Below are 20714 nucleotides of genomic sequence, written 5' to 3'. Positions count from 1 at the left end.
CCGGGACCCGGGACCCGAAACCCGGGACCCGGGACCCGGGACCCGAAACCCGGGACCCGGGACCCGGGACCCGAAACCCGGGACCCGGGACCCGGACCCCGGAAACCCCGGCCCCCGACCCTGCGGGGACCCCGGCGCCCGGCCCCGGGTCCGGACCACCCGGCCCCCGGGGCTGGACCACCGAACCCGGACACCGACTTCCGCACTACCCAGAAGGCAGTGATCACCTTGACCCGGATCCTGATGTTCCCCGGCCAGGGCGCCCAGCGCGTCGGTATGGGACGGGAGTTGTTCGACCGCTTCCCCGACCTGGAGCAGCAGGCCGGCGACGTGCTCGGCTACAGCCTGCGCCGGCTGTGCCTGGAGGACCCCGAGGGACAGCTCGGCAACACCCGCTACACCCAGCCGGCGATGTTCGCCGTCAACGCCCTCGCCCACCGCGCGGCGCTCGAGGACACCGGCGTCCGCCCGGACGTGGCCGTGGGGCACAGCCTCGGCGAGTACAACGCCCTCGAGGCCGCGGGCGCGTTCGGGTTCGCCGACGGGCTGCGCCTGGTCGCCGCCCGGGCCGCCGCGATGGCCCGCATCGAGGGTGGCGGCATGAGCGCGGTCGTCGGCCTGCCCGAGACGCAGCTGCGTTTCCTGCTGCTGCGCGCCGGGTTCGCCTCCCTGGACCTGGCCAACCTGAACACCGGCGCCCAGATCGTCCTCGCCGGCCCGGTGGCGGACCTGGAGGAGGCGGGCCCGATCCTGGAGGACGCGGGCGCCCGCATGGTGCGCCGCCTCGCCGTCAGCGGCCCCTTCCACTCCCGCTACATGGCCCCGGCCGCCGAGGAGCTGTACCCGGTCGTGGAACGGACCGTGTTCGGCCCGCTCGCCTTCCCCGTCATCGCCAACGCCACCGCCCGCCCCTACACCGACGAGGCGGTCGGCGAGCTGTTGCTGCAGCAGATCCACCAGCCGGTGCGCTGGCACGAGACCGTCGAGGCGCTCCTCGACGGGCACTACGGCGACGATCCGGAGTTCACCGAGATCGGCACCGGCAACGTGCTGGCGGGCATGCTCCGCCAGATACGGCGCGAGCGGGTGCCCGCGGGGGCCCGATGACCCCGACGGGCGCCACCGGCGCCGGCCGCGGCACGGTCCAGATCTGGTTCTGCCTCAACGAGGCCCTCGACGAGGCGACCAGCACGCTGCTGGCCGGCCACTGGCTGGACGAGCACGAGCGCGAGATCGCCGGCCGGTTCCTCTTCGAGCGGGACCGCCGCCAGTACCTGGTCGCCCACGCGCTGGTGCGGCGGGTGCTGTCCCTGCAGACCGGCATCCCGGAGGCGGAGGCCACGATCTGGCGGTCCTCGCGCGGCCGCCCCTTCCTCCAGTCACCGCCGCCGCACGGCCGGTCCCGCGGCCCGGAGGCCGAACTGGACTTCAACCTGTCGCACGCCCACGGCTGCAACGTCGTCGCCGTCGCCCGCGACCGCAGGGTCGGCATCGACGTCGAACGGCTCGACCGGGGCGGCGAACGCGGCCTGGACTGGATCGTGGAGAGCTTCGCCCCCGAAGAGCGCGCCCACCTCGCCGCGATCGCCCACGGCAGCCGGCGCGACCGGGCCACGCTGCGGCTGTGGACGCTGAAGGAGGCCTACGCCAAGGCCCGCGGTCTGGGGCTGGGGCTGCCGTTCGACTCGTTCGCCTTCGAACTCGCCGAGGACCGCGGGGTACTGGGCTTCCGCCCGCCCGAGGGCGACAGGGCGGACCGCTGGCTGTTCACCGAACTCGAGCCGCGCCCCCAGGTACTGGTGTCGCTCGCCGTGGAAAAGGGCGCCGACGGCACCGCGCCGCCGGACCGGCTGCTGATCCACGACGGCTTCCCCTGGGGCCGCGCCGCCCCCCGCGAAGCGGAGCTGCCCACCGGGCACCGCGCCCTGCCGGCACTGGCCGGCGCCGCCCGCTGAGGCGGCAACCACCAACGGAAGGAGCACCAGTGACAGGAGCCGACGACCCGGCACGGCCCGCGGTCGGCCCGCAGAGTTTCCGCGACGCGATGGCGCAGCTGGCCTCGCCCGTCACCGTCGTCACCACCCTTGACGCGGCCGGACGCCGCCACGGCTTCACCGCCGGCTCGGTGGTCTCCGTATCGCTGGACCCGCCGCTGGTGATGGTGGGCATCGCGCTCACCTCCAGCTGCCACACGGCGATGGCCGCCGCCGCCGAGTTCTGCGTCAGCATCCTCGGCGAGGACCAGCGCGCCGTCGCCAAGAGGTGCGCGACGCACGGCGCCGACCGGTTCGCGGGCGGCGAGTTCGCCGCCTGGGACGGTACGGGGGTGCCCTACCTGCCGGACGCCAAGGTCGTCCTGCGCTGCCGCACCACAAACGTGGTGCGCGCCGGCGACCACGACCTGGTGCTCGGCACCCCCGTGGAGATCCGCACCGGCGACCCGGCGAAGCCCCCACTGCTGTGGTACCGCCGCGACTTCCACACCCCGACCCCCACCACCCCGGCCCTCGCCTGACCCGCCGGCCCGCCGGGCCCAGGCGGTGCTTCTGGCTGTGCTGCCCCGCCTGCCGGGAGCGGACGGTGCCCGGCGCGGTGCTGCCGCGGGGCGCGCCCCGGCCGGCGTCCACGCTCCTGCCCAAAGGCCGTTGCCACCGTGCCCGGCGCCGCTCTGCTTGCCACGGCACGCCGCCGGCCTCCGGCCCACCGGCGTGCCGCTGCGGTCGCCGCGGGCCCGTCGGCCCACCGCCGGACGGAGCGGCGCCGGTGCCACCGCCCCGGATGCGTTGCTCGCGACGCCTGCTGCCGCGGGCCGTCACCCCGGCCGGCGTCCTGGCTGCTGCCGTGGGGGCGGCCACGGTGTGGACTGCCGTCTGCCGTAGGGCGGTTGACGTGCCGGCGAATTGCCGGACCGTCGCCTCGGGCCGGTGTTGGGCTTCTGCCGTGGGGACTGCCGTCTGCCGTAGGGCCGTTGACGTGCCGGCGGACGCCGGTCTGCTCCCGCGGGCTGCCGCTGACCGGGCCGGGCACACCGGCTGGTGCGCCCACGCCGCCCTGACCCCCGGCCACCCCCTGTTCCGCCCTGCCCGTCCCGCTCCGGTGCGCATCCCGCCCCGACCGCCGGGAGCGCAGCCGGGCCGCCCCCCCGTGCTCGCGCCGGCGGTACCCGCTGCCCGGGTTGCCGCACCATGGCACAGCCCGCCGGGCAGCCGGCCCGGCGGGCTGCCCGGCGAGGCCGGGACAGGCGCTAGTGGCCCGACGCCGGGTTGGCGACCAGTTGGTCGAAGCGGCGCATCAGGGCCTCCTGTTCGAGGGAGAGGTGCTCGATGCGGCTGCGGAGCCGGGCGATCTCCCCGGTCAGGTTCAGCACCGTGGCGTCCGGGCCGCCCGCCGTTCCCGGCGCGGCGGGCGCGGGCGCCGGCGGGAGGGGCATGGGGTGGACGCGGGCGAGCTGCCCGGCCGGGCCGGGCGCGGCCAGTTGCGGGTCGTGCTGGAGGATCGCCTCCATCCGGCCCCGTAGCGCGGGGCCCGGTTCGACGCCCAGTTCGTGCACCAGGCGTCTGCGGGCCCGGTCGTACACGCTCAACGCCTCGGCCTGCCGCCCGCACCGGTACAGGGCGAGCATCAGCAGGTCGTAGAAACGTTCCCGCATCGGGTGGTCGGTCGTCAGTTCCTCGAGCTCGCCGGTGATCTCACCGTGACGGGCCGCCCGCAGGCACGCGTCGTACAGGGCCTCCAGGGCGGTCAGCCGGTTCTCCTCCAGCTGGGCCGCCTCCGCCGCGCAGATGTCGCCCAGCACGCTGCCCTCCAGCGCGGGCCCCCGCCACAGCGCCAGGGCCTGGCGCAGTAGTTCGGCGGCCTGCTCGGGGTCGGTGGCGGCGGCGGCCCGGCCCTGGGCGGCCAGCCGGTGGAAGCGGTCGGCGTCGGTGCCGGCGCGGCCCAGCCGCAGGACGTAGCCGAGGGAGCGGGTCACGATCCACTCGTGGTGCGGCTCGCCGGAGCCCGGCTCGGGCACCGGCAGCAGCCGCCGCAGCCGCGCCACATGCGCCTGCAGGGCGTTGGTCGCGTTCGCCGGCGGCTGTTCGCCCCACAGTTCGTCGATCAGCCGGTGCACGGACACGATCTGCCCCGACTTGACCACGAGCGCGCCCAGCAGGGCGCGTTGCTTGGCGCCCGTGGGAAGGATCCTCACACCGGTTCGCTCGTCGTGGACTTCCACCGGACCGAGAATGCGGAACTTCATCTCTTCCTCGCACGTCCCTTTAGAAGCGGTCGGGGTCGGTGAAGCCCAGCGGCACGGCCGGCTCTTTGCCCAGCGCCAGGTCGGCCACCGCCTCGCCGATGCCCGTGGAGTGCTTGAAGCCGTGGCTGCTGCAGCCGCCCGCGACCAGCAGCCGCGGATCGCGCCGGGGCCGGCCGATGACGAACTGCCCGTCGGGCGTGCGGGCGTAGATGTTCGCCACCGCCCTCGAGGGCGCCGTGCCGGCCCCCGGCACCGCGCTCGCCAGATGCCCGGCCAGCACGCTCCAGTCGTCGGGCGACACGGAGCGGTCCACCGCGTCGGGGTCGACGGTGGCGAAGTGCCGGCCGCCGTCCTCCAGGCCCAGCTTGAGCTCGGTGCCTCCGGGCAGCACCCCGTGCCCCCAGATGACGTCCCCGCCCGCCAGTTCGCGCATGAACACCGGAAGCCGGCGCAGCGTGAACCGTTCGCCGGGCTCGGCGGGGGTGAACCACGTCGTCGGCATCCGCACCACCTCCAGCGGCAGCGACGGCACCAGCCGGGCCAGCCACGGCCCGGCGGTCACCACCGCCTGCCCGGCCCGCAGCACACCGCCGGCGGCCGTGTGCACCTCGACACCCGCGGCGGTGAACTCCAGCGCCGTGACCCGGGTGTCGGTCAGCACACCGGCGCCCGCGGCCCGGGCCGCGCCGACCGCCGCCCGGATCGTCATCTCGGGCAGCGTCAGCCCGCCCGCCGGTTCGACGACGCCGACGTCACCGGGCGCCAGCGCCTGATGGGCGGGCGCCCGGCGGTGCAGCGCCCGCCGGTCGAGGACCTCGATGTCCAGGGCGTGTTCCCGCGCGGCCCGCAGCGCACCGCCCACGATCCGCCCGTCGGGCGGGCCGATCAGCATCGCCCCGGTCGGATCGAGCAGATGGGTGCCCGTCTCCCGCTCCAGCTCCTGCCACAGCTGCCGGGACCGCCGGGCGAGCGGCACCAGCCCGGGGTGCTCCAGGCACGCGGTGCGGAACATCCGGCTCTCCCCGTGCGAGGAGCCGTAGGCGTTGGCCAGGCCGTACTGTTCGACGCCGATCACCTTCACCCCGCGCCCGGCCAGCTGCCACAGGGCGCACGCGCCCCACGCGCCGAGCCCGACGACCACGACGTCCGCGTCCGCTTCCGTGCCGCTCACGCCGGATCCACCGCCCGGGCCGCGGCGAGCGCGGCGCTCGCGTCACGGGCGACGTGCCCCAGCAGCGGGACGGGATCGGCCTGGAAGTAGAAGTGCCCGCCGTCGAACATCCGCAGCCCCATGAAGCGCCGCGCGTGCTGCTCCCAGCCGGCCAGCCGCTCCGGCGCGACGACGACGTCGCCGTGACCGCCGTACACGTTCACCGGCATCCGCAGGTCCGGCGCGCCGGGCTGCGGTCGCCAGTTCTCCACCAGCTTCAGGTCGTTGCGCAGCGCGGGCGCGAACATCTCCCACAGGTCCGGGTCCTTCAGGACCTCCAGCGGTGTGCCGCCCATCGCGGCCAGGTGCAGCCGCAGTTCCTCGTCGGGCAGGGCGTGGCGGCGGGTGCCCTCGCCCTGCGGGCGCGGCGCGCCGCGCGCGGACAGCCCCAGCCACACCGGCAGCCGGACGCCCTCCGCGGCCAGCTGCTGGGTCAGCTCGTAGGCGATCAGGGCGCCCATGCTGTGTCCGAAGAACGCGAACGGGCCGCTCAGATCGGCGGCGAGACGGCGCCGGAAGAACGCGGCCAGCGCCCTGGCGTCGTCGATCTGCGGCTCGCCGGTGAGCCGTCCACGGCCGGGCGCGTCCAGCAGCCGCACGTCCCACGAGGCGGGCAGCAGCCGGGGCCAGTCGCGGTAGAGCAGGTGCGAGCCGCCCGCGTGGTGGAACACGAACAGCCGCAGCCCGTCACCGGTGCCGTACATGGACGCCCCCTCGGATCCGGCCGCGTTCACGCGGCGGCCACGGCCGCGACGTCGCCGGTGAAGGCGGGGGCGACATGCCGGGCGAACAGTTCCATGGCCCGCTCGGCCCGCTCGTAGGGCAGCGGGCCCGGGTTGAACTGCAGGCTCAGGCAGATGTCGTCGCCGTACCAGTCGCGGATCGTCGCGACCTGGCCGCGCACGTCGTCCGGCGTGCCGGCCAGGACCTTGTTCGCCGCCAGCGCCGTGTCGAAGTCGTAGGAGCGGGCCTTGTCGGCGAACTGCTCGTAGCCGGGGTACTGCTCCGAACGCGCGCCCGCCCAGGACGCGACCGCCGCCGCCATCTGCTCCACGTAGTTGCGCTCGCACGCGGCCGCGTCCGCGAGCACCTCGGCCCGGTCCTCACCGAGGTAGCAGGTGTACTTGATCTGGATACGGCCCGGGCCCTCATGGCCCGCGGCCTGCCGCGCCGCCCGGTAGGCGGCCGTCATCTGCGTCAGCTGCTCCTGGCTGGTGACCGAGGGCACGACCTGCAGGTGGTGGCCCCGCTCACCGGCGAGCGCGCACGAGGCGGCGCTGGTCGCGGACGCCACGAACACCGGCGGGTGCGGCCGCTGATAGGGCCGGGGATATCCGGTGACCGGCCCGAAGCGGTGCACCTCGCCCTCGAAGCGGACCTCCTGCCCGCTCCACAGCGCCACACACGCCTCGACGACCTCCGTGAAACGGGTCCGGCTCTCCTCCATGGGCACGTTGAACAGCTCGAACTCGTCCGGCAGGAAACCGCGTCCGAAGCCCACGTCCAGCCGCCCGTGGCACAGGTTGTCCAGCAGCGCCAGACGCGCCGCCAGCTGCACCGGATGCGCGAACGAGGCGATCACCGCGCCGGTCACCAGCCGTATGCGGCTGGTGCGCGCGGCGGCGGCCGTCAGGAACACCACCGGGTCGGGGCTGTAGCCGCCGTAGGGGGAGCCGTAGTGCTCGACCGTCTGGACGTGCTCGAAGTCCAGCGCCTCGGCCAGCTCGACCAGCTGAAGACTTTCTTCGTAATAGGTGCTCGCACTCTTCTTGACCGGGTCGACGACCGGGAAGAAGTTGACGCCGAATTCCATGGGGGCTCCGTCCGGTGATCCGATTCCGGCTTCACGAAAAAGCCTGGTACAACTCTTCGACTATCGGACCTTAGACGGTGCGGGCGGACTGTGCGGGGCGCGCGAGCGGGACTCCAGTCGCCGTATGAGGGGCCTTGAGTTGTTTTCAGGGCGTGCGCGGCGAACGCTCCTGGGAAAGCAGCGTCCACCAGTGCCCCAGCGTCGGACGGGCCATCAACTCCGGAAAGCCGACCTCGATGCCGCGCCGGTGCCACGCGGAGATGAGCCGCATGGTGCTGATCGAGTCCAGCCCGTGGTCGACCAGGTCCTCGTCGTCGTCCGGCAGTTCCGCCGGCTCCAGCCGCAGACAGCCGGCGACCATCTGCCGCAGCAGCTGCCGGGTCAGCGGATCCGCTCCCGGCGGCACCTCACGCTCCGAATACGTCTCCATGCCGCCGAAAGTAACAGCGCCGCCCGACGCTGAGGAAGGCGCTTCACTATTGCCGTTCAGGTGGTCAGCCATCTGTCAGTGCCGCGTCAGGCACTGCCCGGCGGAGAACTGCTCGACAGCGGCTGGAGATTACTCGGGGAGCCCGGTCGAAAGAAGCTACGGTGCATCTCGTCCATGGATAGTGAAGAAAGGACAGCGGGTCCCCAGTGGCGCAATATCGACCGCGCCTCGGATACCGATTCGTCAACCGGCTCGGAAGCCGAGCGCAGGCCGTCGAGGTACGGAGGAAACCATGAAGATTCAGGTTCTGGGTCCGCTGAGTGGCCACGTCAACGGGATGTCGATCGTTCCTACGGCGGGCAAGCCGCGGCAGATCCTGGCGCTGCTCGCCCTCTACCCGGGCCGGGTCATGCCCGTGCCCACACTCATGGAGGAGATCTGGGGCACCGAACTGCCGCTGAGCGCACTCACCACACTCCAGACATACATTCTCCAGCTGCGCCGCCGGCTGGGCACCGCCATGGGACCCGACGTCCCGGGCACCGCGAAGGACGTGCTGGCCACCCGGCACGGCGGCTACCTGCTGCAGATCCCGCCCGAGGCCGTCGACGTCCACGAGTACGAGCGCCTCGTCGCCGAGGGCCAGCAGGCCTTCGACGACGGCGAGGACGAACGCGCCGCCCGCACCTACCGGCAGGCGCTGGAACTGTGGCAGGGCACCGCACTGGTCGACGTACGCGTCGGCCCGATCCTGGAGATAGAGGTCATGCGGCTGGAGGAGAGCAGACTCGTCACCCGCGAGCGGCGGATCGACGCCGATCTGCGGCTGGGCCGGCACGTCGAAGTGATCGCCGAACTCACCGACCTGATCGCCCGTCACCCCCAGCACGAGGGGCTGCACTCGCAGGCGATGGTGGCGCTCTACCGCTCCGGCCGCCAGGCCACCGCGCTCGACGTCTTCCACCGGCTGCGCCGGCGGCTGATCGACGAGCTCGGCGTGGAGCCCTCGCCGCAACTGCAGCGCCTGCACCAGGCGATGCTCGCCGTCGACCCGCAGCTCGACGTGTCCTCCACCCCCCGGCGCACCTCCACCTTCAACCTGTACGCGGCCTGAACCACCGGCGCGGGGGCGGTGGTTGGCTGATTCGAGCCGTTCTCCAGGCCCGTCCGCGAAGGTCGGTGCCCATGAACGGATCCGTGCACACAGCAGCCGCGGGAGGCGGCCCCGCCCCGGCGGGCCGCCCACCCCTGCGGCTGTACTGCTTCGCGCACGCCGGCGCCGGGGTCACCGGCTTCGCCCGCTGGCCGACCCGGTCGGGCCCGGACATCGACATCCGCCCGATGCTGCTGCCCGGCCGTGACTCCCGGCGCCACGAACGGCGCCCGACCACACGCACCGCACTGCTCGAGGACCTGCTCGGCGTCCTGGCCGACGCCGCGCACCACGGCCCCTACGTCCTGTACGGGCACAGCCTGGGCGGCATGGTCGCCTACACCCTCGCCCGGGCCCTGACCGACAAGGGCCTGCCGCCTCCCGTGCTCCTCGCGGTCGGCGCCTGCCCGCCGCCGCACGCGGTCTTGGCCCACCACAGCGGCGAGTTGAGCGACGAGCGGCTCCTCAGCTTCCTCGGCGACCTGGGCTCCGCACCCACCGGCCTGCTCGCCGACCCGGACAGCGTGTGGCACCGCACGGTGCTGCCCGTCCTGCGGGACGACCTGCGGCTCGGCGCCGACCTGCGCGCCGCCGCCAACGACCCCGCCACCGGAGGCCCCCTGCCGGTGCCGGTCCTGGCCGTCGACGGCCAAAGCGACCGTGTGGTGGACGCGAAGGCGATGGACGGCTGGCGGCGCTGGACCACCGGCCCGCTGGTGCGGCGCACCGTCCCGGGCGACCACTTCTTCGTACGCGGCCGGGAGATCCCCCGGCTCATCGGGCGGGCCTGCCGTGTGGCGCGGCGCACCGCGCCCCTATCTGGAGGACAACTGTGAGGGACCAGGCGATGAGACGGGTCGTCATCACCGGCATAGGCGTCGTCGCCCCCGGCGGCGTGGGCACCCGGAACTTCTGGGACACGCTCACCGCGGGACGCACCGCCACCCGCGGCATCACCCTGTTCGACGCATCCGCCTACCGCTCCCGCATCGCGGCCGAGGCCGACTTCGATGCCGCCGCGCACGGCTTCGGCCCCGCCGAGGCCGCCCGCCTGGACCGGGCCGCCCAGTTCGCCCTCGTCAGCGCCCGCGAGGCGCTCGCCGACAGCGGCCTGCCCGCGGACCTGCCCGACCCGCTGCGCACCGGCGTCACCCTCGGCAGCGCCGTCGGCTGCACCACCGGACTCGACGACGAGTACGGGGTCGTCAGCGAACAGGGCTCGGCCTGGGAGGTCGACCACACACGGGCCGTCGCCCACCTCTTCGACTACTTCGTGCCCAGCTCGCTGGCCGCCGAAGTGGCCCGCGCCACCGGCGCCCAGGGCCCCGTCTCCCTCATCTCCACCGGCTGCACCTCCGGCCTGGACTCCATCGGCCACGCCGTCGACCTGATCCGCGAGGGCAGCGCCGACGTCATGGTCACCGGCGCCACCGAAGCACCCATCTCGCCGATCACCGTCGCCTGCTTCGACGCCATCAAGGCGACCAGCCCCCGCAACGACGACCCGGCCACCGCCTCCCGCCCCTTCGACCGCACCCGCAACGGGTTCGTCCTCGGCGAAGGCTCGGCCGTCCTGGTGCTGGAGGAGTTCGAACACGCCCGCCGCCGCGGCGCCCACGTGTACGCGGAGATCTCCGGGTTCGCCGGCCGCAGCAACGCCTACCACATGACCGGCCTGAAGGCCGACGGCGCCGAGATGGCAGAGGCGATCACCGCCGCCCTCGACGAGGCACGCCTGGACCCCACCGCCGTCGACTACATCAACGCCCACGGCTCGGGCACCAAGCAGAACGACCGGCACGAGACCGCCGCCTTCAAACGCAGCCTCGGCCACCACGCCCGCACCGTCCCGGTCAGCTCCATCAAATCGATGATCGGACACTCCCTCGGCGCGATCGGGTCACTCGAGGTCGCCGCCAGCGCCCTGGCCATCGAGCACAACACCGTCCCCCCGACGGCGAACCTGCACGAGGCGGACCCGGCCTGCGACCTCGACTACACCCCCCTCACCGCCCGCGAACAGCGCACCGACACGGTCCTCAGCGTCGGCAGCGGCTTCGGCGGCTTCCAGAGCGCCATCGTCCTGACCAGGCCGCGACTTCAGGAGGCAGCATGACCACGGCCCTGGCCGAACACCGGGCCACCGAGCACACCGTGCGGCCCGCGCAGGCCACCACCGCGCGCACCACCGCCACCGTCGTCACCGGCATCGGCGTCACCGCACCCAACGGACTGGGCACAGAGGCCTGGTGGCAGGCCGTCCTCGCCGGCGAGAGCGGCATCGGCCCCCTCACCCGCTTCGACGCCACCCGCTACCCGGTACGCCTCGCCGGCGAGATCGACGGCTTCGTCGACGCCGACCACCTGCCCAGCCGGCTGCTGCCCCAGACCGACCGCGTCACCCGCCTGTCGCTGGCCGCCGCCGAAGAAGCCCTGGCCGACTGGGGCCAGGACCTGGCCGCCCTGCCGGACTACGGCGCCGGCGTGGTCACCGCCAGCTCCGCCGGCGGCTTCGAGTTCGGCCAGCGCGAACTGCAGGCCCTGTGGAGCAAAGGCGGCCAGCACGTCAGCGCCTACCAGTCCTTCGCCTGGTTCTACGCCGTCAACACCGGCCAGATCTCCATCCGGCACGGCCTGCGCGGCGCCAGCGGCGTCGTCGTCACCGAACAGGCCGGCGGCCTCGACGCCCTCGCCCAGGCCCGCCGCCGGATCCGCAAGGGCAGCCGGCTCATGATCAGCGGCGGTGTCGACTCCGCACTGTGCCCCTGGGGCTGGGCCGCCCACCTGGCCGGCGGCTCCATGAGCACCGTCACCGACCCGGCCCGCGCCTACCTGCCCTTCGACCCGGCCGCCTCGGGCCACATCGTCGGCGAGGGCGGCGCCCTGTTCGTCCTCGAGAACGGCACCGCCGCCCGCGCCCGCGGCGCCCGCACCTACGGCACCTTCGCGGGATACGCCGCCACCTTCGACGGCCCCGGCACCGACCGCCTGGCCGACGCCGCCCGCCTCGCCCTCACCGACGCCGGCCTGCGCCCCGACGAGATCGACGTCGTCTTCGCCGACGCCGCGGGCACCCGTGACGCCGACCGGGCCGAAGCCACCGCCCTCGCCGCCCTGTTCGGCCCGCACGGCGTACCGGTCACCGCCCCCAAGACCATGACCGGCCGGCTGCTGGCCGGCGGCGCCCCCCTGGACGTGGCCGCCGCCCTGCTCAGCCTGCGCGACCAGGTCATCCCGCCGACCACCGGCACCCGGCACCCCGCCGACGACTGCCCCATCGACCTGGTCACCGCCCCCCGCCACGGCATGAGGCTGCGCAACGCGCTGGTCCTCGCCCGCGGCCGGGGCGGATTCAACTCCGCGGCCGTACTCAGCCAGGGCCCCGGACCGCAGTGACACACGTGGAAGAGGAGACAGACGCCATGGACCACCTGGAACTGGACGACCTGAAGGCCCTGCTGCGCGAGTGCGCCGGCGTCGAGGAAGGCGTCGACCTCGACGGCGACGTCCTCGACGTCCCCTTCCTCGCCCTCGGCTACGACTCGCTGGCCCTGCTGCAGACCACCGGCCGCATCGAACGCGACTACGACGTCATGCTCGACGAGGAGGGCCTCGACGAGGCGGAGACCCCCCGCGACTACCTGGCCCTGGTCAACCGGGCCCTGTCCGCGCGGACCGCGGTGTGAGACCGGCCGGGCCGGACAGGGCGACCGGGCCCGCCCCCGGGCCCGCCGACGTCCTCGTCGTCGGCGCCGGCCCGGCCGGGCTCGCCCTGACCCTGATGCTGCTGCGCTCCGGGACGCAGGTCACCCTCGCCGAGAAGTCGACCACCTACCGGCGCGACTTCCACGGCGAGATCCTCCAGCCCGGCGGCCAGCGCATCCTCGACCAGCTCGGCGTGCTGGACGGCGCCACCCGTCGCGGCGCCCGCACCCTCAACGGCTTCCAGGTCCTCGAACGCGGCCGCGTCCTGCTCGACATCGACTACCGGCGCCTCGATCCCCCCTACGGCCGTCTCCTGGCCCTGCCCCAGCGCCACCTGCTCGAAGAACTCCTCGCCGCCTGCCACCGGCTGCCCGGCTTCACCCACCTGCCCGGCCACCGCGTCAGCGCCCTGCGCGACGAGGGCGGCCGCTGCACCGGGGCGGTGTTCACCGGCCCCGCCGGAGCGCGCACCACCGTGCCCGCCCGGGTGGTCGTCGCCGCCGACGGACGCTTCTCCAGGACCCGCACCCTGGCCGGCATCGGCGCCGGCCGCCGCGAGGCGTTCGACCAGGACATCGTCTGGTTCACCCTGCCCGCGCCCGGCCGCGCCACCGGACACGTCCGCATCCACCGCGCCGCGGGCACCGCCGTACTCGTCCACGACACCCACCCCGACCGGCTCCGCGTCGGCTGGGCCCTGCCGCACGGCGGCTGGCAGGCGGCCACCGCCCACGGCATCGCCCCCATCAGGGACGAACTGGCCGCCGCCGTCCCCGAACTGGCCGACCTCCTGCACGAACACCTCACCGGCCTGTCCGACCTGGCCCTGCTGGACGTGTTCGCCGCCGACGCCGAGGAATGGGTACGCGACGGCCTCGTCCTGGCCGGCGACGCCGCCCACACCCACGGCCCGCTCGGCGCCCAGGGCATCAACCTCGCCCTCCAGGACGCCGCCACCCTGCACCCGGTCCTCCTCGACGCGCTCGCCGCCGGCGCGTGCACCCGCGAACGGCTCGCCCCCTTCCAGCGGCTGCGGGCACCCGCCGCCGCCCGGGTCACCCGCGTCCAGCGCCTGCAGGCCAAAGCGTTCCTCGGCACCGCCGGCCCCGCCGCCACCTACCTGCGCTCCCGCGCCGCCGCCCTGGTCACCCGCACCCCCCTCGGCGCACACCTCACCTCCCGCATCGCCTTCGGCCCCGTACCCGTCCAGGTGCGGACCGACCTGTTCACCGCCGCCCCCCGACCCACCCAGAAAGGTGCACGGTCAACATGACTGCTCCGAGCCGTCGGCGTTTCGTCGCCCAGGCGCTCACGGCGGGCGCCGCCGCCGGCCTCACCACCGCCGGCCTCGCACCCGCCGCCCGCGCCGCCACCGACCCGGCCCCCGCCCCCGCCCCCGCGGCCCAGGTCACCCCCGACGACCCGCGCTACGCGGCCCTGTCGGTACGCGGCAGCAACAAACGCTTCACCGCCCACCCGGACGCCTTCTGCCTGCCCACCACCACCGCGGACGTCGTCCACGCCGTCGGCGACGCGGTACGGCGCCGCCGGCGCATCGCCGTACGCAGCGGCGGCCACTGCTACGAGAACGTCGTCGGCGACCCGGCCGTCCAGCTCGTCATCGACCTCGCCGCCATGAACGCCGTCACCTACGACCCGCAGCGGCGCGCCTACATGGTCGAAGCCGGCGCCCAGCTCATCGACGTGTACAAGAGCCTCTACTACGGCTGGGGCGTCACCCTGCCCGGCGGCGCCAGCGCCACCGTCGGCTTCGGCGGCCACATCACCGGCGGCGGATACGGCGCCCTCAGCCGCGCCTTCGGCCTCGCCTCCGACCACCTGTACGCGCTCGAGGTCGTCGTCGTCGACGCCTTCGGCCGCGCCCGCGCCGTTGTCGCCACCCGCGAAAGCGGCGACCCGCACCGCGACCTGTGGTGGGCCCACACCGGAGGCGGCGGCGGCAACTTCGGCATCGTCACCCGCTTCTGGTTCCGCTCCCCGAACGCCCACGGCGACGACCCCGCACACCTGCTGCCCCGCCCGCCCGCCACCATCGTCTCCAACGCGGTGATCTACCCCCGCGACGGCATGGACCAGGCCGCCTTCGGCCGCCTGCTGCACAACCACGGCCGCTGGCACGAGGACAACAGCGACGCCGACTCGCCGTACGCCGGCCTCTACAGCGGACTGGTGCTGCCCGGCCGGCTGAAGGACAACGACCCCGGGCAGAGCGCCATCGCCTTCACTCACCTCGACGGCACCCTCCCGGGCGCCCGCGAACTGCTGGACCGCTACGTGGGCGCGCTGACCGACGGTGTCGGCGTCACCCCGTACATCACCGACACCGCGAGCGAGCCGTGGCTGACCGCGACCGTCGCCCTCGCCGAGTCGCAGGACACCGACAAGGGCCGCCACAAGATCAAGTCGGCCTATCTGCGCCGCGCGCTCACCCGCGCCCAGACCGACGCCCTCTTCACGCACCTGAACGCGACCGACCACCGCAACGACAGCGCGTCGGTGTCCCTCCAGTCCTACGGCGGCCGCACCAACGCCCTGCCCGCCGGTGCCACGGCCGGCGCGCACCGCGACTCCGTCCTCAACGTGATCTTCATGAACACCTGGCAGGACCCCGAGGCCGACACCGTCAACATCGACTGGCTGCGCCGCACCTACCGGGACGTGTTCGCCGCCACCGGAGGGGTGCCCGTCCCGGGCCGCGGCAGCGACGGCGCCTACATCAACTACCCGGACATCGACCTGGCGGACCCCCGCTGGAACACCTCCGGGGTGCCCTGGCACCACCTCTACTACAAGGACAACTACCCGCGCCTGCAGCGCATCAAGGCGAAGTGGGACCCGCGCGGCGTCTTCCGCCACACCCTGTCCATCCGCCCCGCCTGAGCACCACCCGCCCCACCAGTCCCCGAAACCCACCACACACGACGGGAGCGACCGGGATGTCCGTCCCCTCCTCGCCCACATCGACATCGTCCGCCGGCATAGCGAAACTCCCCTCGCTCACCGGCTACCGCTTCATCCTCTTCAACGCGGTGTTCTGGACCCACACCCTCGCCGCCGCCCGCTTCTTCGAGAGCGAGTACGTCAACAACCTCGGCCACATCTGGCCCTACGGCACCACCGCCCTGGCGTCGTTCTTCATCCTCTCCGGCTTCGTACTGACCTGGGGCGAGTCCTGGCGCAACGGCCTCGGCCGGTACTGGCGCGCCCGCGCCGCGAAGATCTTCCCCGGCCATGTCGTGATCTGGGCACTGACCCTGATCCTGCTCGCCGTCGTCGGCCCCCTCGCCATGATCGGCCCCACCGACGTCGGCCCGGCCGTCGCCAACCTCTTCCTGGTACAGGCATGGATCCCCGACCCCGCCTACCTGATGAGCGTCTACGGCATCAACTGGTCGGTCTCCTGCGAGATCGCCTTCTACCTCGCCCTGCCGCTGTTCATCCGGCCGCTGCTGAAGATCCCGGCCAACCGCCTGTGGGCCGCGTTCGCCGTGCTGGTCGGCCTCGTCATCGCCATCCCCGCCGTCATCAACTCCGTGGTCGGCGGGCCCGTCTGGCCGTTCTGGGCGCCGCTCTCCTTCGACCAGGCGTGGATGGTCTACTTCCTGCCCCTCAGCCGCCTGCCCGAGTTCCTCCTCGGCGTCGTCCTCGCCCGCATCGTGCAGACCGGCCGGTGGCCCAGGATCCGCGGCCGCTGGATCTTCCTCGCCACCGCCGTCGCCACCTACCTGGTCTGGCTCGCCGTCGACGGCGCCCTGCCCGCCACCTACGCCAGCAGCGGCATCATGTCCATCACCGTCTGCCTGTTCATCCCGCTCATCGCCCTGCGCGACATCGACGGCCGCTCCTCGTTCATGGCCCGCAAGAGCTGGGTCGCCCTCGGCGACGCCTCGTACGCCACCTACCTGGTGCACTGGCCCGTCCTCGCCATCGCACGCGAAGTCGTCGGCCCCACCGCCAAGTTCGGACTCTGGGCCGGCTGGGGCATCGTGCTGGCCACCCTGGTCGTCACCCAGGCACTCGGCCTGCTCCTGTGCCGCTACGTCGAACGGCCGCTGATGCTGCGCCTGGGCAGGCCGCGCAGCAGCCGCATCCCGACCGTGACGGTGACCCCCAGGCCCGCCACCGCCACCGCCCCGACTCCCGCGGCTCCCGCTCCCGCCAAGGAACCGGCGTGACCACCACCGCCCCCGAACCGGCGGCCCCCGCACCCGCGGACACCGCCCCCGAACCGGCCGCCGCCGGGCAGGCGGACACCTGCCCGGCGGCCGCCGGGCAGGTGCCGGCGTTCCCCTTCGACACCGAGCCCGGCCCGCCGCTGGAGGTACCGCAGGAGTTCACCCGCCTGCGGGCCCACTGCCCCGTCCAGCGGGTCCGCCTCCCGTACGGCGGCGAGGGCTACCTCGTCAGCCGGTACGCCGACGTGAAACAGGTCCTCGCCGACCGGCGGTTCTCACGGGCCGCCACCGTCGGCAAGGACGTGCCCCGCACCGTCCGGGAGGTCACCGCCCCCGGGCATCTGCTGGCGATGGACCCGCCGGAGCACACCCGGCTGCGCCGCCTGGTCGCGGCCGCGTTCACCGAGCGCGGCATCCGGCGCCGGCGGCCGCGGATCCAGGCGATCGTCGACGAGCTGATCGACGGCCTGCGCGCCCGCGCCGCCGGCGGCGAGGCGGTCGACCTGGTCGCCCACTTCTCCATGCCGCTGCCGATGACGGTCATCTGCGAACTGCTCGGCGTCCCGCCCGGCGACCGGCACTACTTCCAGCGGGTCGCCGAAGTCGCCTTCAGCAACGGCGCGGTCGACCCGCAGGAGATGCGGCAGGTCGGCGAGGCCTTCGGCACCTACCTGTCCGGGCACATCGCCCGGCTGCGGGAGCGTCCCGGCGACGACCTGATGTCACAGATGATCGCCGCACGCGATGAGGACGAGGACCGGCTCACGGAGGCCGAACTCATCAGCCTGGCGGGCACGCTCCTGATCGCCGGCTACGAGACCACCGCCGCCGAGATCTCCAACTTCGTGTACACGCTGCTCGAGCACGACCGGTGGTCCTGGCTGGTGCGCCACCCCGAGCACCTGGACACCGCCGTCGAGGAGCTGCTGCGCTACATCGCCCTCGGCGGCGGGGACGTGCTGCCCCGCCTGGCGACCGAGGACGTCGACATCGGCGGCACCGTCCTTCCCGAGGGCGCCTCGGTCATCGCCGCGATGATCTCCGCCAACCGTGACGAGAGCGTCTTCGCCGACGCCGACGTGCTCGACCTGGAACGCAGCCCCAACCCGCACGTCGCCTTCGGCCACGGCCCGCACCACTGCACCGGCGCCCAACTCGCCCGCCTGGAACTGCGCGTGGTCCTCGCCTCGCTGCTGCGGGCCTTCCCCGCACTGCGCCTGGCGGTCCCCGCCGAACAGGTCCCGTGGCGCCAGGGCTCCCTGGTCCGCGGCCCGCGGCAGCTGCTGCTGCGCTGGTAGGAGCGCACCGCACCACGGCACACGGCAAACAGAGGGGGCCCGGCGGACATCCCGTCCGCCGGGCCCCTGTCTTCTTCGCGCCCCGGATGTGCCGCAGGCCGGTCAGCCGGCCCGCTGCCACTCGTCCATCAGCGCCCGCTCCAGGGCCGTCAGCGGCACATCCGGCCGCAGCCGCTCCGGATGCCCCGCGGGCGGCCGCAGCAGCAGCGGCGGCCGCTCCGCCGCGGCCCGCCTGCTCTCGCCCGCCAGATACACCCCGCCGCAGGCCACCAGGCCCTGCCACACCGGCCGCAGGCACCGCCGCACCACCCGCACCGGCCACCGGCGGGCGGCCATCACCGGCCACCCGCCGCGCGGCCCGCGTAGGCGGCCGCCGCCGGGGCCAGCTGCAGCACCACATGCCCGGCCGCCGAGTGCACATCGCGCCACAGCCGCTGCAGCGGGCTGTGCACGCTGTGCCCGCTGGTGCCGGACGCCCCGAAGAGCCGGTCCACGACCCGTACCAGCATCTCGGCGGCCAGGGCGCAGTCGCGCTGCGCGCGGGTCGTCTCCAGCGGCGTGGGCGCCGTGTCCCGGTCCGCGACGCGGGCGACCCGCTCCAGCAGCAGGCGGGCCGCGTCCAGCTCGCCCGAACAGCGGGCCAGCGTCTCCTCGTAGAAGCCGCGCCCCGGGCCGGGGCCCGGGGTGTAGGAGGCCGAAGCCAGCTTGGGCGCCGCGGACGCCGACCACAGCTCGAGGGCGCCTTCCGCGGCACCGAGCATCGGCAGGCTGAAGAACAGGCCGTTGACGGCCGGCAGCGGCACCGCATGGCAGCCGTCCACGCCCTCCGGTGCCCGCCCGGTCAGCAGATCCTCCGCGGCGAAGCTCAACTCGTCGGCGACGAACACGTCCTCGGCGATCAGCGTGTTGCTGCCGCTCGCGCGCATCCCCACGTCCGACCAGGTCTCCTCGGTGCGATAGGCGCCGCGGGGCAGGGCGAACAGCCGCGGCCGGGGCCGCCCCCCGCCCGCCGCGGCCGGGGCCGTCACCAGCGCCCAGTCGGAGTGGTCGACGACGCTGACGTACGGCCAGGTGCCGCTCACCCGCCAGCCGCCGTCCACCGCGTGGGCCCGGCCCACCGGGGAGACGGAGCCGACGATCACCGTGTCGGGGCCCTCCCGCCAGACCTCCTTGCGGCCGGCCTCGGGAAGGTAGGCGGCCATCCGCGACAGGCTCGCCACGATCGACGCGCTCCACGCGGTCGCGGGACAGTGCGCGCCGAGCGTGGTGATGCCCGCGGCCAGCTCGGTGAACGTCGCCGCGGCGCCGCCGTGCGCGGCGGGCACGAAGTGCCGGGCGAAACCCGCCCCGACCAGGGCGCGCAGCACATCGGCATCGACACGGCGCGCCTGCTCGGCCTGCTCGGCCCGCTCGGCGGCGAGCCGGGCGACCGTGCGCGCGGCGTCCGCCACACCGGACCCGTGCCGGAACTCGTCGGTCATCTGGGCTCCCTCTTCGCTCGGCGTGCCCGGGGCGGGCCGTCACCTCGCAACGCTCTGACCAGCCGGTCGCGATCCGCTCAAATGCGCCTGGAGAGTCCAGGGCGCCACGAGCGGCCCGCACCAGAATCGGCCTGTTCCCGCCGTCTGCCGTGAGGAGAGGCCGTGCCGTCCAGCACCACCGTCCCTGCCCCAGCCCCCGCGCCCCCCGGCCGGGCGACGGAGGTCGCACCGGGCGTCCACGCCTACCTCCAGCCGCCCGGCGGCTGGTGCCTGAACAACGCGGGCGTCATCGTCTCCGGCGGCGAGAGCGCCCTCGTCGACACCGCCGCGACCGACTCACGCGCCCGGCACCTGCGCACCACCGCCCTCGCCCTGAACGGGGGGAGCGCCCCGCGCACGGTCGTCAACACCCACTTCCACGGCGACCACGCCTTCGGCAACCACCTGTTCCCCGAGGCGCTCGTCATCGGCCACGAACGCACCCGCAGCGAGATGATCGCCGCCGGGCTGCACCTGACCGGCCTGTGGCCCGACGTCGACTGGGGCGACATCGAACTCGCGCCGCCCACCCTCACCTTCACCGACGGCCTCACCCTGCACATCGGATCGGTGCGCGCCGAGCTGGAGCACATCGGCCCCGCGCACACCTCCAACGACACCGTCGTGTGGCTGCCCGAACAGAAGGTGCTGTTCACCGGCGACCTGATCATGAACGGGGTGACACCGTTCTGCCTGATGGGCTCGATCGCCGGCTCCCTGGCGGCCATGGAACGGCTGCGGTCCTTCGGCGCCACCACGATCGTCCCCGGCCACGGCCCGGTCGCCGGGCCCGAGGTGTTCGAGCAGACGGAGGGCTATCTGCGGCTGGTCCAGCGACTGGCCCGCGAGGGCCACCGGGCGGGCCGCACCGCGGTCGAGGCCGCCCGCGGCGCCGCCCTCGGCCCCTACGGCACACTCCTGGACAGCGAGCGGCTGGTGCCCAACCTGCACCGCGCCTACGCCGAACTGGACGGCACCCCGGCAACGGAGCGGCTGCCCATGCCCGTCATGCAGACGGCACTCGGCGAGATGATCGAGTACCACGGCCGGCTGCCCTGCTGCCTGGCCTGAGCACCACCGGCACGAGGAAGGGGCGGCCGCGCCCCGGGCCTGCTCGGTGCGGGGTCCGCCGGTGGCCCGTACGCCGAT

General features: G+C 74.1%; 20 protein-coding genes. 13 read left to right on the top strand and 7 right to left on the bottom strand.

Translation table 11 applies throughout. The features are described 5' to 3' along the window. The first annotated feature begins 219 nt into the window (after positions 1 to 219). Genes fabD through snaC form a run of 3 tightly spaced genes read left to right on the top strand, consistent with a single transcriptional unit; the run spans position 220 to position 2515 of the window. Positions 220 to 1107, top strand: a complete 888-nt coding sequence (gene fabD / locus AB0K36_RS32965; protein ID WP_364601222.1) for an ACP S-malonyltransferase — start codon at positions 220 to 222, stop codon at positions 1105 to 1107. Then, a complete protein-coding gene (locus tag AB0K36_RS32960) occupies positions 1104 to 1955 on the top strand; it encodes a 4'-phosphopantetheinyl transferase family protein (protein ID WP_364601220.1) in 852 nt (283 codons plus the stop codon). The genes fabD and AB0K36_RS32960 overlap by 4 nt, the downstream gene beginning before the upstream one ends. Positions 1956 to 1984: 29 nt before the next feature. Continuing rightward, positions 1985 to 2515, top strand: coding sequence for an NADH:riboflavin 5'-phosphate oxidoreductase SnaC (gene snaC / locus AB0K36_RS32955; RefSeq protein WP_364601218.1), 531 nt, complete (start codon positions 1985 to 1987; stop codon positions 2513 to 2515). A 729-nt stretch (positions 2516 to 3244) separates the two neighbouring features. Here snaC and AB0K36_RS32950 read toward each other — a convergent pair. From AB0K36_RS32950 to AB0K36_RS32930, 5 genes are all read right to left on the bottom strand, one after another. Further along, positions 3245 to 4240, bottom strand: coding sequence for an AfsR/SARP family transcriptional regulator (locus AB0K36_RS32950; protein WP_364601216.1), 996 nt, complete (start codon positions 4238 to 4240; stop codon positions 3245 to 3247). A gap of 19 nt (positions 4241 to 4259) precedes the next feature. Beyond that, the gene (gene solA, locus AB0K36_RS32945; RefSeq protein ID WP_364601215.1) at positions 4260 to 5411 is read right to left on the bottom strand and encodes an N-methyl-L-tryptophan oxidase; all 1152 of its coding nucleotides are present in this window, start codon (positions 5409 to 5411) and stop codon (positions 4260 to 4262) included. Then, entirely contained in the window at positions 5408 to 6154 is a 747-nt protein-coding gene (locus tag AB0K36_RS32940; protein WP_364601213.1) for a thioesterase II family protein, read from the bottom strand. The genes solA and AB0K36_RS32940 overlap by 4 nt, the downstream gene beginning before the upstream one ends. A gap of 26 nt (positions 6155 to 6180) precedes the next feature. Further along, positions 6181 to 7263 (bottom strand): LLM class flavin-dependent oxidoreductase, encoded by a 1083-nt coding sequence (locus AB0K36_RS32935; RefSeq protein ID WP_189473751.1) that lies wholly within the window; start codon positions 7261 to 7263, stop codon positions 6181 to 6183. Between the two features lie 145 nt (positions 7264 to 7408). Then, positions 7409 to 7693, bottom strand: a complete 285-nt coding sequence (locus tag AB0K36_RS32930; RefSeq protein WP_364601211.1) for a phosphopantetheine-binding protein — start codon at positions 7691 to 7693, stop codon at positions 7409 to 7411. 292 nt (positions 7694 to 7985) lie between these two features. Between AB0K36_RS32930 and AB0K36_RS32925 the strand changes: the two genes are divergently transcribed. The 9 genes from AB0K36_RS32925 (at position 7986) to AB0K36_RS32885 (ending at position 18045) form a co-directional block, all read left to right on the top strand. Continuing rightward, a complete protein-coding gene (locus AB0K36_RS32925; protein ID WP_159682380.1) occupies positions 7986 to 8807 on the top strand; it encodes an AfsR/SARP family transcriptional regulator in 822 nt (273 codons plus the stop codon). A 71-nt stretch (positions 8808 to 8878) separates the two neighbouring features. Further along, positions 8879 to 9682: a thioesterase II family protein gene (locus AB0K36_RS32920; RefSeq protein WP_364601209.1), complete on the top strand. Its 804-nt coding sequence runs from the start codon at positions 8879 to 8881 to the stop codon at positions 9680 to 9682. A gap of 11 nt (positions 9683 to 9693) precedes the next feature. Beyond that, complete coding sequence (locus AB0K36_RS32915) at positions 9694 to 10962, top strand: beta-ketoacyl-[acyl-carrier-protein] synthase family protein (RefSeq protein ID WP_364601207.1); 1269 nt, start codon at positions 9694 to 9696, stop codon at positions 10960 to 10962. Continuing rightward, complete coding sequence (locus AB0K36_RS32910; RefSeq protein ID WP_364601205.1) at positions 10959 to 12242, top strand: ketosynthase chain-length factor; 1284 nt, start codon at positions 10959 to 10961, stop codon at positions 12240 to 12242. Before AB0K36_RS32915 ends, AB0K36_RS32910 begins: the two co-directional genes overlap by 4 nt. Before the next feature lie 26 nt (positions 12243 to 12268). Then, the gene (locus tag AB0K36_RS32905) at positions 12269 to 12532 is read left to right on the top strand and encodes an acyl carrier protein (protein ID WP_364601224.1); all 264 of its coding nucleotides are present in this window, start codon (positions 12269 to 12271) and stop codon (positions 12530 to 12532) included. Then, positions 12529 to 13824 carry an FAD-dependent monooxygenase gene (locus tag AB0K36_RS32900; protein WP_364601204.1) on the top strand — a complete coding sequence of 432 codons (1296 nt, stop codon included), beginning with the start codon at positions 12529 to 12531 and terminating at the stop codon, positions 13822 to 13824. The genes AB0K36_RS32905 and AB0K36_RS32900 overlap by 4 nt, the downstream gene beginning before the upstream one ends. Beyond that, positions 13821 to 15452, top strand: coding sequence for an FAD-binding oxidoreductase (locus AB0K36_RS32895; protein WP_364601202.1), 1632 nt, complete (start codon positions 13821 to 13823; stop codon positions 15450 to 15452). The genes AB0K36_RS32900 and AB0K36_RS32895 overlap by 4 nt, the downstream gene beginning before the upstream one ends. A gap of 56 nt (positions 15453 to 15508) precedes the next feature. Then, positions 15509 to 16747 (top strand): acyltransferase family protein, encoded by a 1239-nt coding sequence (locus tag AB0K36_RS32890; RefSeq protein ID WP_364601200.1) that lies wholly within the window; start codon positions 15509 to 15511, stop codon positions 16745 to 16747. After that, positions 16744 to 18045 (top strand): cytochrome P450, encoded by a 1302-nt coding sequence (locus AB0K36_RS32885; protein ID WP_364601198.1) that lies wholly within the window; start codon positions 16744 to 16746, stop codon positions 18043 to 18045. Before AB0K36_RS32890 ends, AB0K36_RS32885 begins: the two co-directional genes overlap by 4 nt. Positions 18046 to 18147: 102 nt before the next feature. Here AB0K36_RS32885 and AB0K36_RS32880 read toward each other — a convergent pair whose 3' ends face one another. Both AB0K36_RS32880 and AB0K36_RS32875 read right to left on the bottom strand, forming a co-directional pair. After that, positions 18148 to 18381 (bottom strand): DUF6059 family protein, encoded by a 234-nt coding sequence (locus tag AB0K36_RS32880; protein ID WP_364601196.1) that lies wholly within the window; start codon positions 18379 to 18381, stop codon positions 18148 to 18150. Continuing rightward, positions 18381 to 19526 (bottom strand): acyl-CoA dehydrogenase family protein, encoded by a 1146-nt coding sequence (locus AB0K36_RS32875; protein ID WP_364601194.1) that lies wholly within the window; start codon positions 19524 to 19526, stop codon positions 18381 to 18383. Before AB0K36_RS32875 ends, AB0K36_RS32880 begins: the two co-directional genes overlap by 1 nt. Before the next feature lie 162 nt (positions 19527 to 19688). Here AB0K36_RS32875 and AB0K36_RS32870 point away from each other — a divergent pair, with 162 nt between their 5' ends. Then, positions 19689 to 20636, top strand: a complete 948-nt coding sequence (locus AB0K36_RS32870; protein ID WP_364601192.1) for an MBL fold metallo-hydrolase — start codon at positions 19689 to 19691, stop codon at positions 20634 to 20636. Positions 20637 to 20714: the final 78 nt, after the last annotated feature.

The organism is Streptomyces kurssanovii (assembly GCF_040677245.1).
In the GTDB taxonomy this organism is placed as follows: Bacteria; Actinomycetota; Actinomycetes; order Streptomycetales; family Streptomycetaceae; genus Streptomyces; species Streptomyces kurssanovii.
This window is presented reverse-complemented; position numbering and strand designations above follow the sequence as displayed.

Bases quoted from the DNA above. Each gene is read 5' to 3' on its own strand.
- AB0K36_RS32960 (WP_364601220.1), top strand. From the start codon at position 1,104: ATGACCCCGACGGGCGCCACCGGCGCCGGCCGCGGCACGGTCCAGATC.
- AB0K36_RS32950 (WP_364601216.1), bottom strand. From the start codon at position 4,240: ATGAAGTTCCGCATTCTCGGTCCGGTGGAAGTCCACGACGAGCGAACC.
- AB0K36_RS32940 (WP_364601213.1), bottom strand. From the start codon at position 6,154: ATGTACGGCACCGGTGACGGGCTGCGGCTGTTCGTGTTCCACCACGCG.
- AB0K36_RS32935 (WP_189473751.1), bottom strand. From the start codon at position 7,263: ATGGAATTCGGCGTCAACTTCTTCCCGGTCGTCGACCCGGTCAAGAAG.
- AB0K36_RS32930 (WP_364601211.1), bottom strand. From the start codon at position 7,693: ATGGAGACGTATTCGGAGCGTGAGGTGCCGCCGGGAGCGGATCCGCTG.
- AB0K36_RS32925 (WP_159682380.1), top strand. From the start codon at position 7,986: ATGAAGATTCAGGTTCTGGGTCCGCTGAGTGGCCACGTCAACGGGATG.
- AB0K36_RS32920 (WP_364601209.1), top strand. From the start codon at position 8,879: ATGAACGGATCCGTGCACACAGCAGCCGCGGGAGGCGGCCCCGCCCCG.
- AB0K36_RS32915 (WP_364601207.1), top strand. From the start codon at position 9,694: ATGAGACGGGTCGTCATCACCGGCATAGGCGTCGTCGCCCCCGGCGGC.
- AB0K36_RS32910 (WP_364601205.1), top strand. From the start codon at position 10,959: ATGACCACGGCCCTGGCCGAACACCGGGCCACCGAGCACACCGTGCGG.
- AB0K36_RS32905 (WP_364601224.1), top strand. From the start codon at position 12,269: ATGGACCACCTGGAACTGGACGACCTGAAGGCCCTGCTGCGCGAGTGC.
- AB0K36_RS32895 (WP_364601202.1), top strand. From the start codon at position 13,821: ATGACTGCTCCGAGCCGTCGGCGTTTCGTCGCCCAGGCGCTCACGGCG.
- AB0K36_RS32890 (WP_364601200.1), top strand. From the start codon at position 15,509: ATGTCCGTCCCCTCCTCGCCCACATCGACATCGTCCGCCGGCATAGCG.
- AB0K36_RS32880 (WP_364601196.1), bottom strand. From the start codon at position 18,381: ATGGCCGCCCGCCGGTGGCCGGTGCGGGTGGTGCGGCGGTGCCTGCGG.
- AB0K36_RS32875 (WP_364601194.1), bottom strand. From the start codon at position 19,526: ATGACCGACGAGTTCCGGCACGGGTCCGGTGTGGCGGACGCCGCGCGC.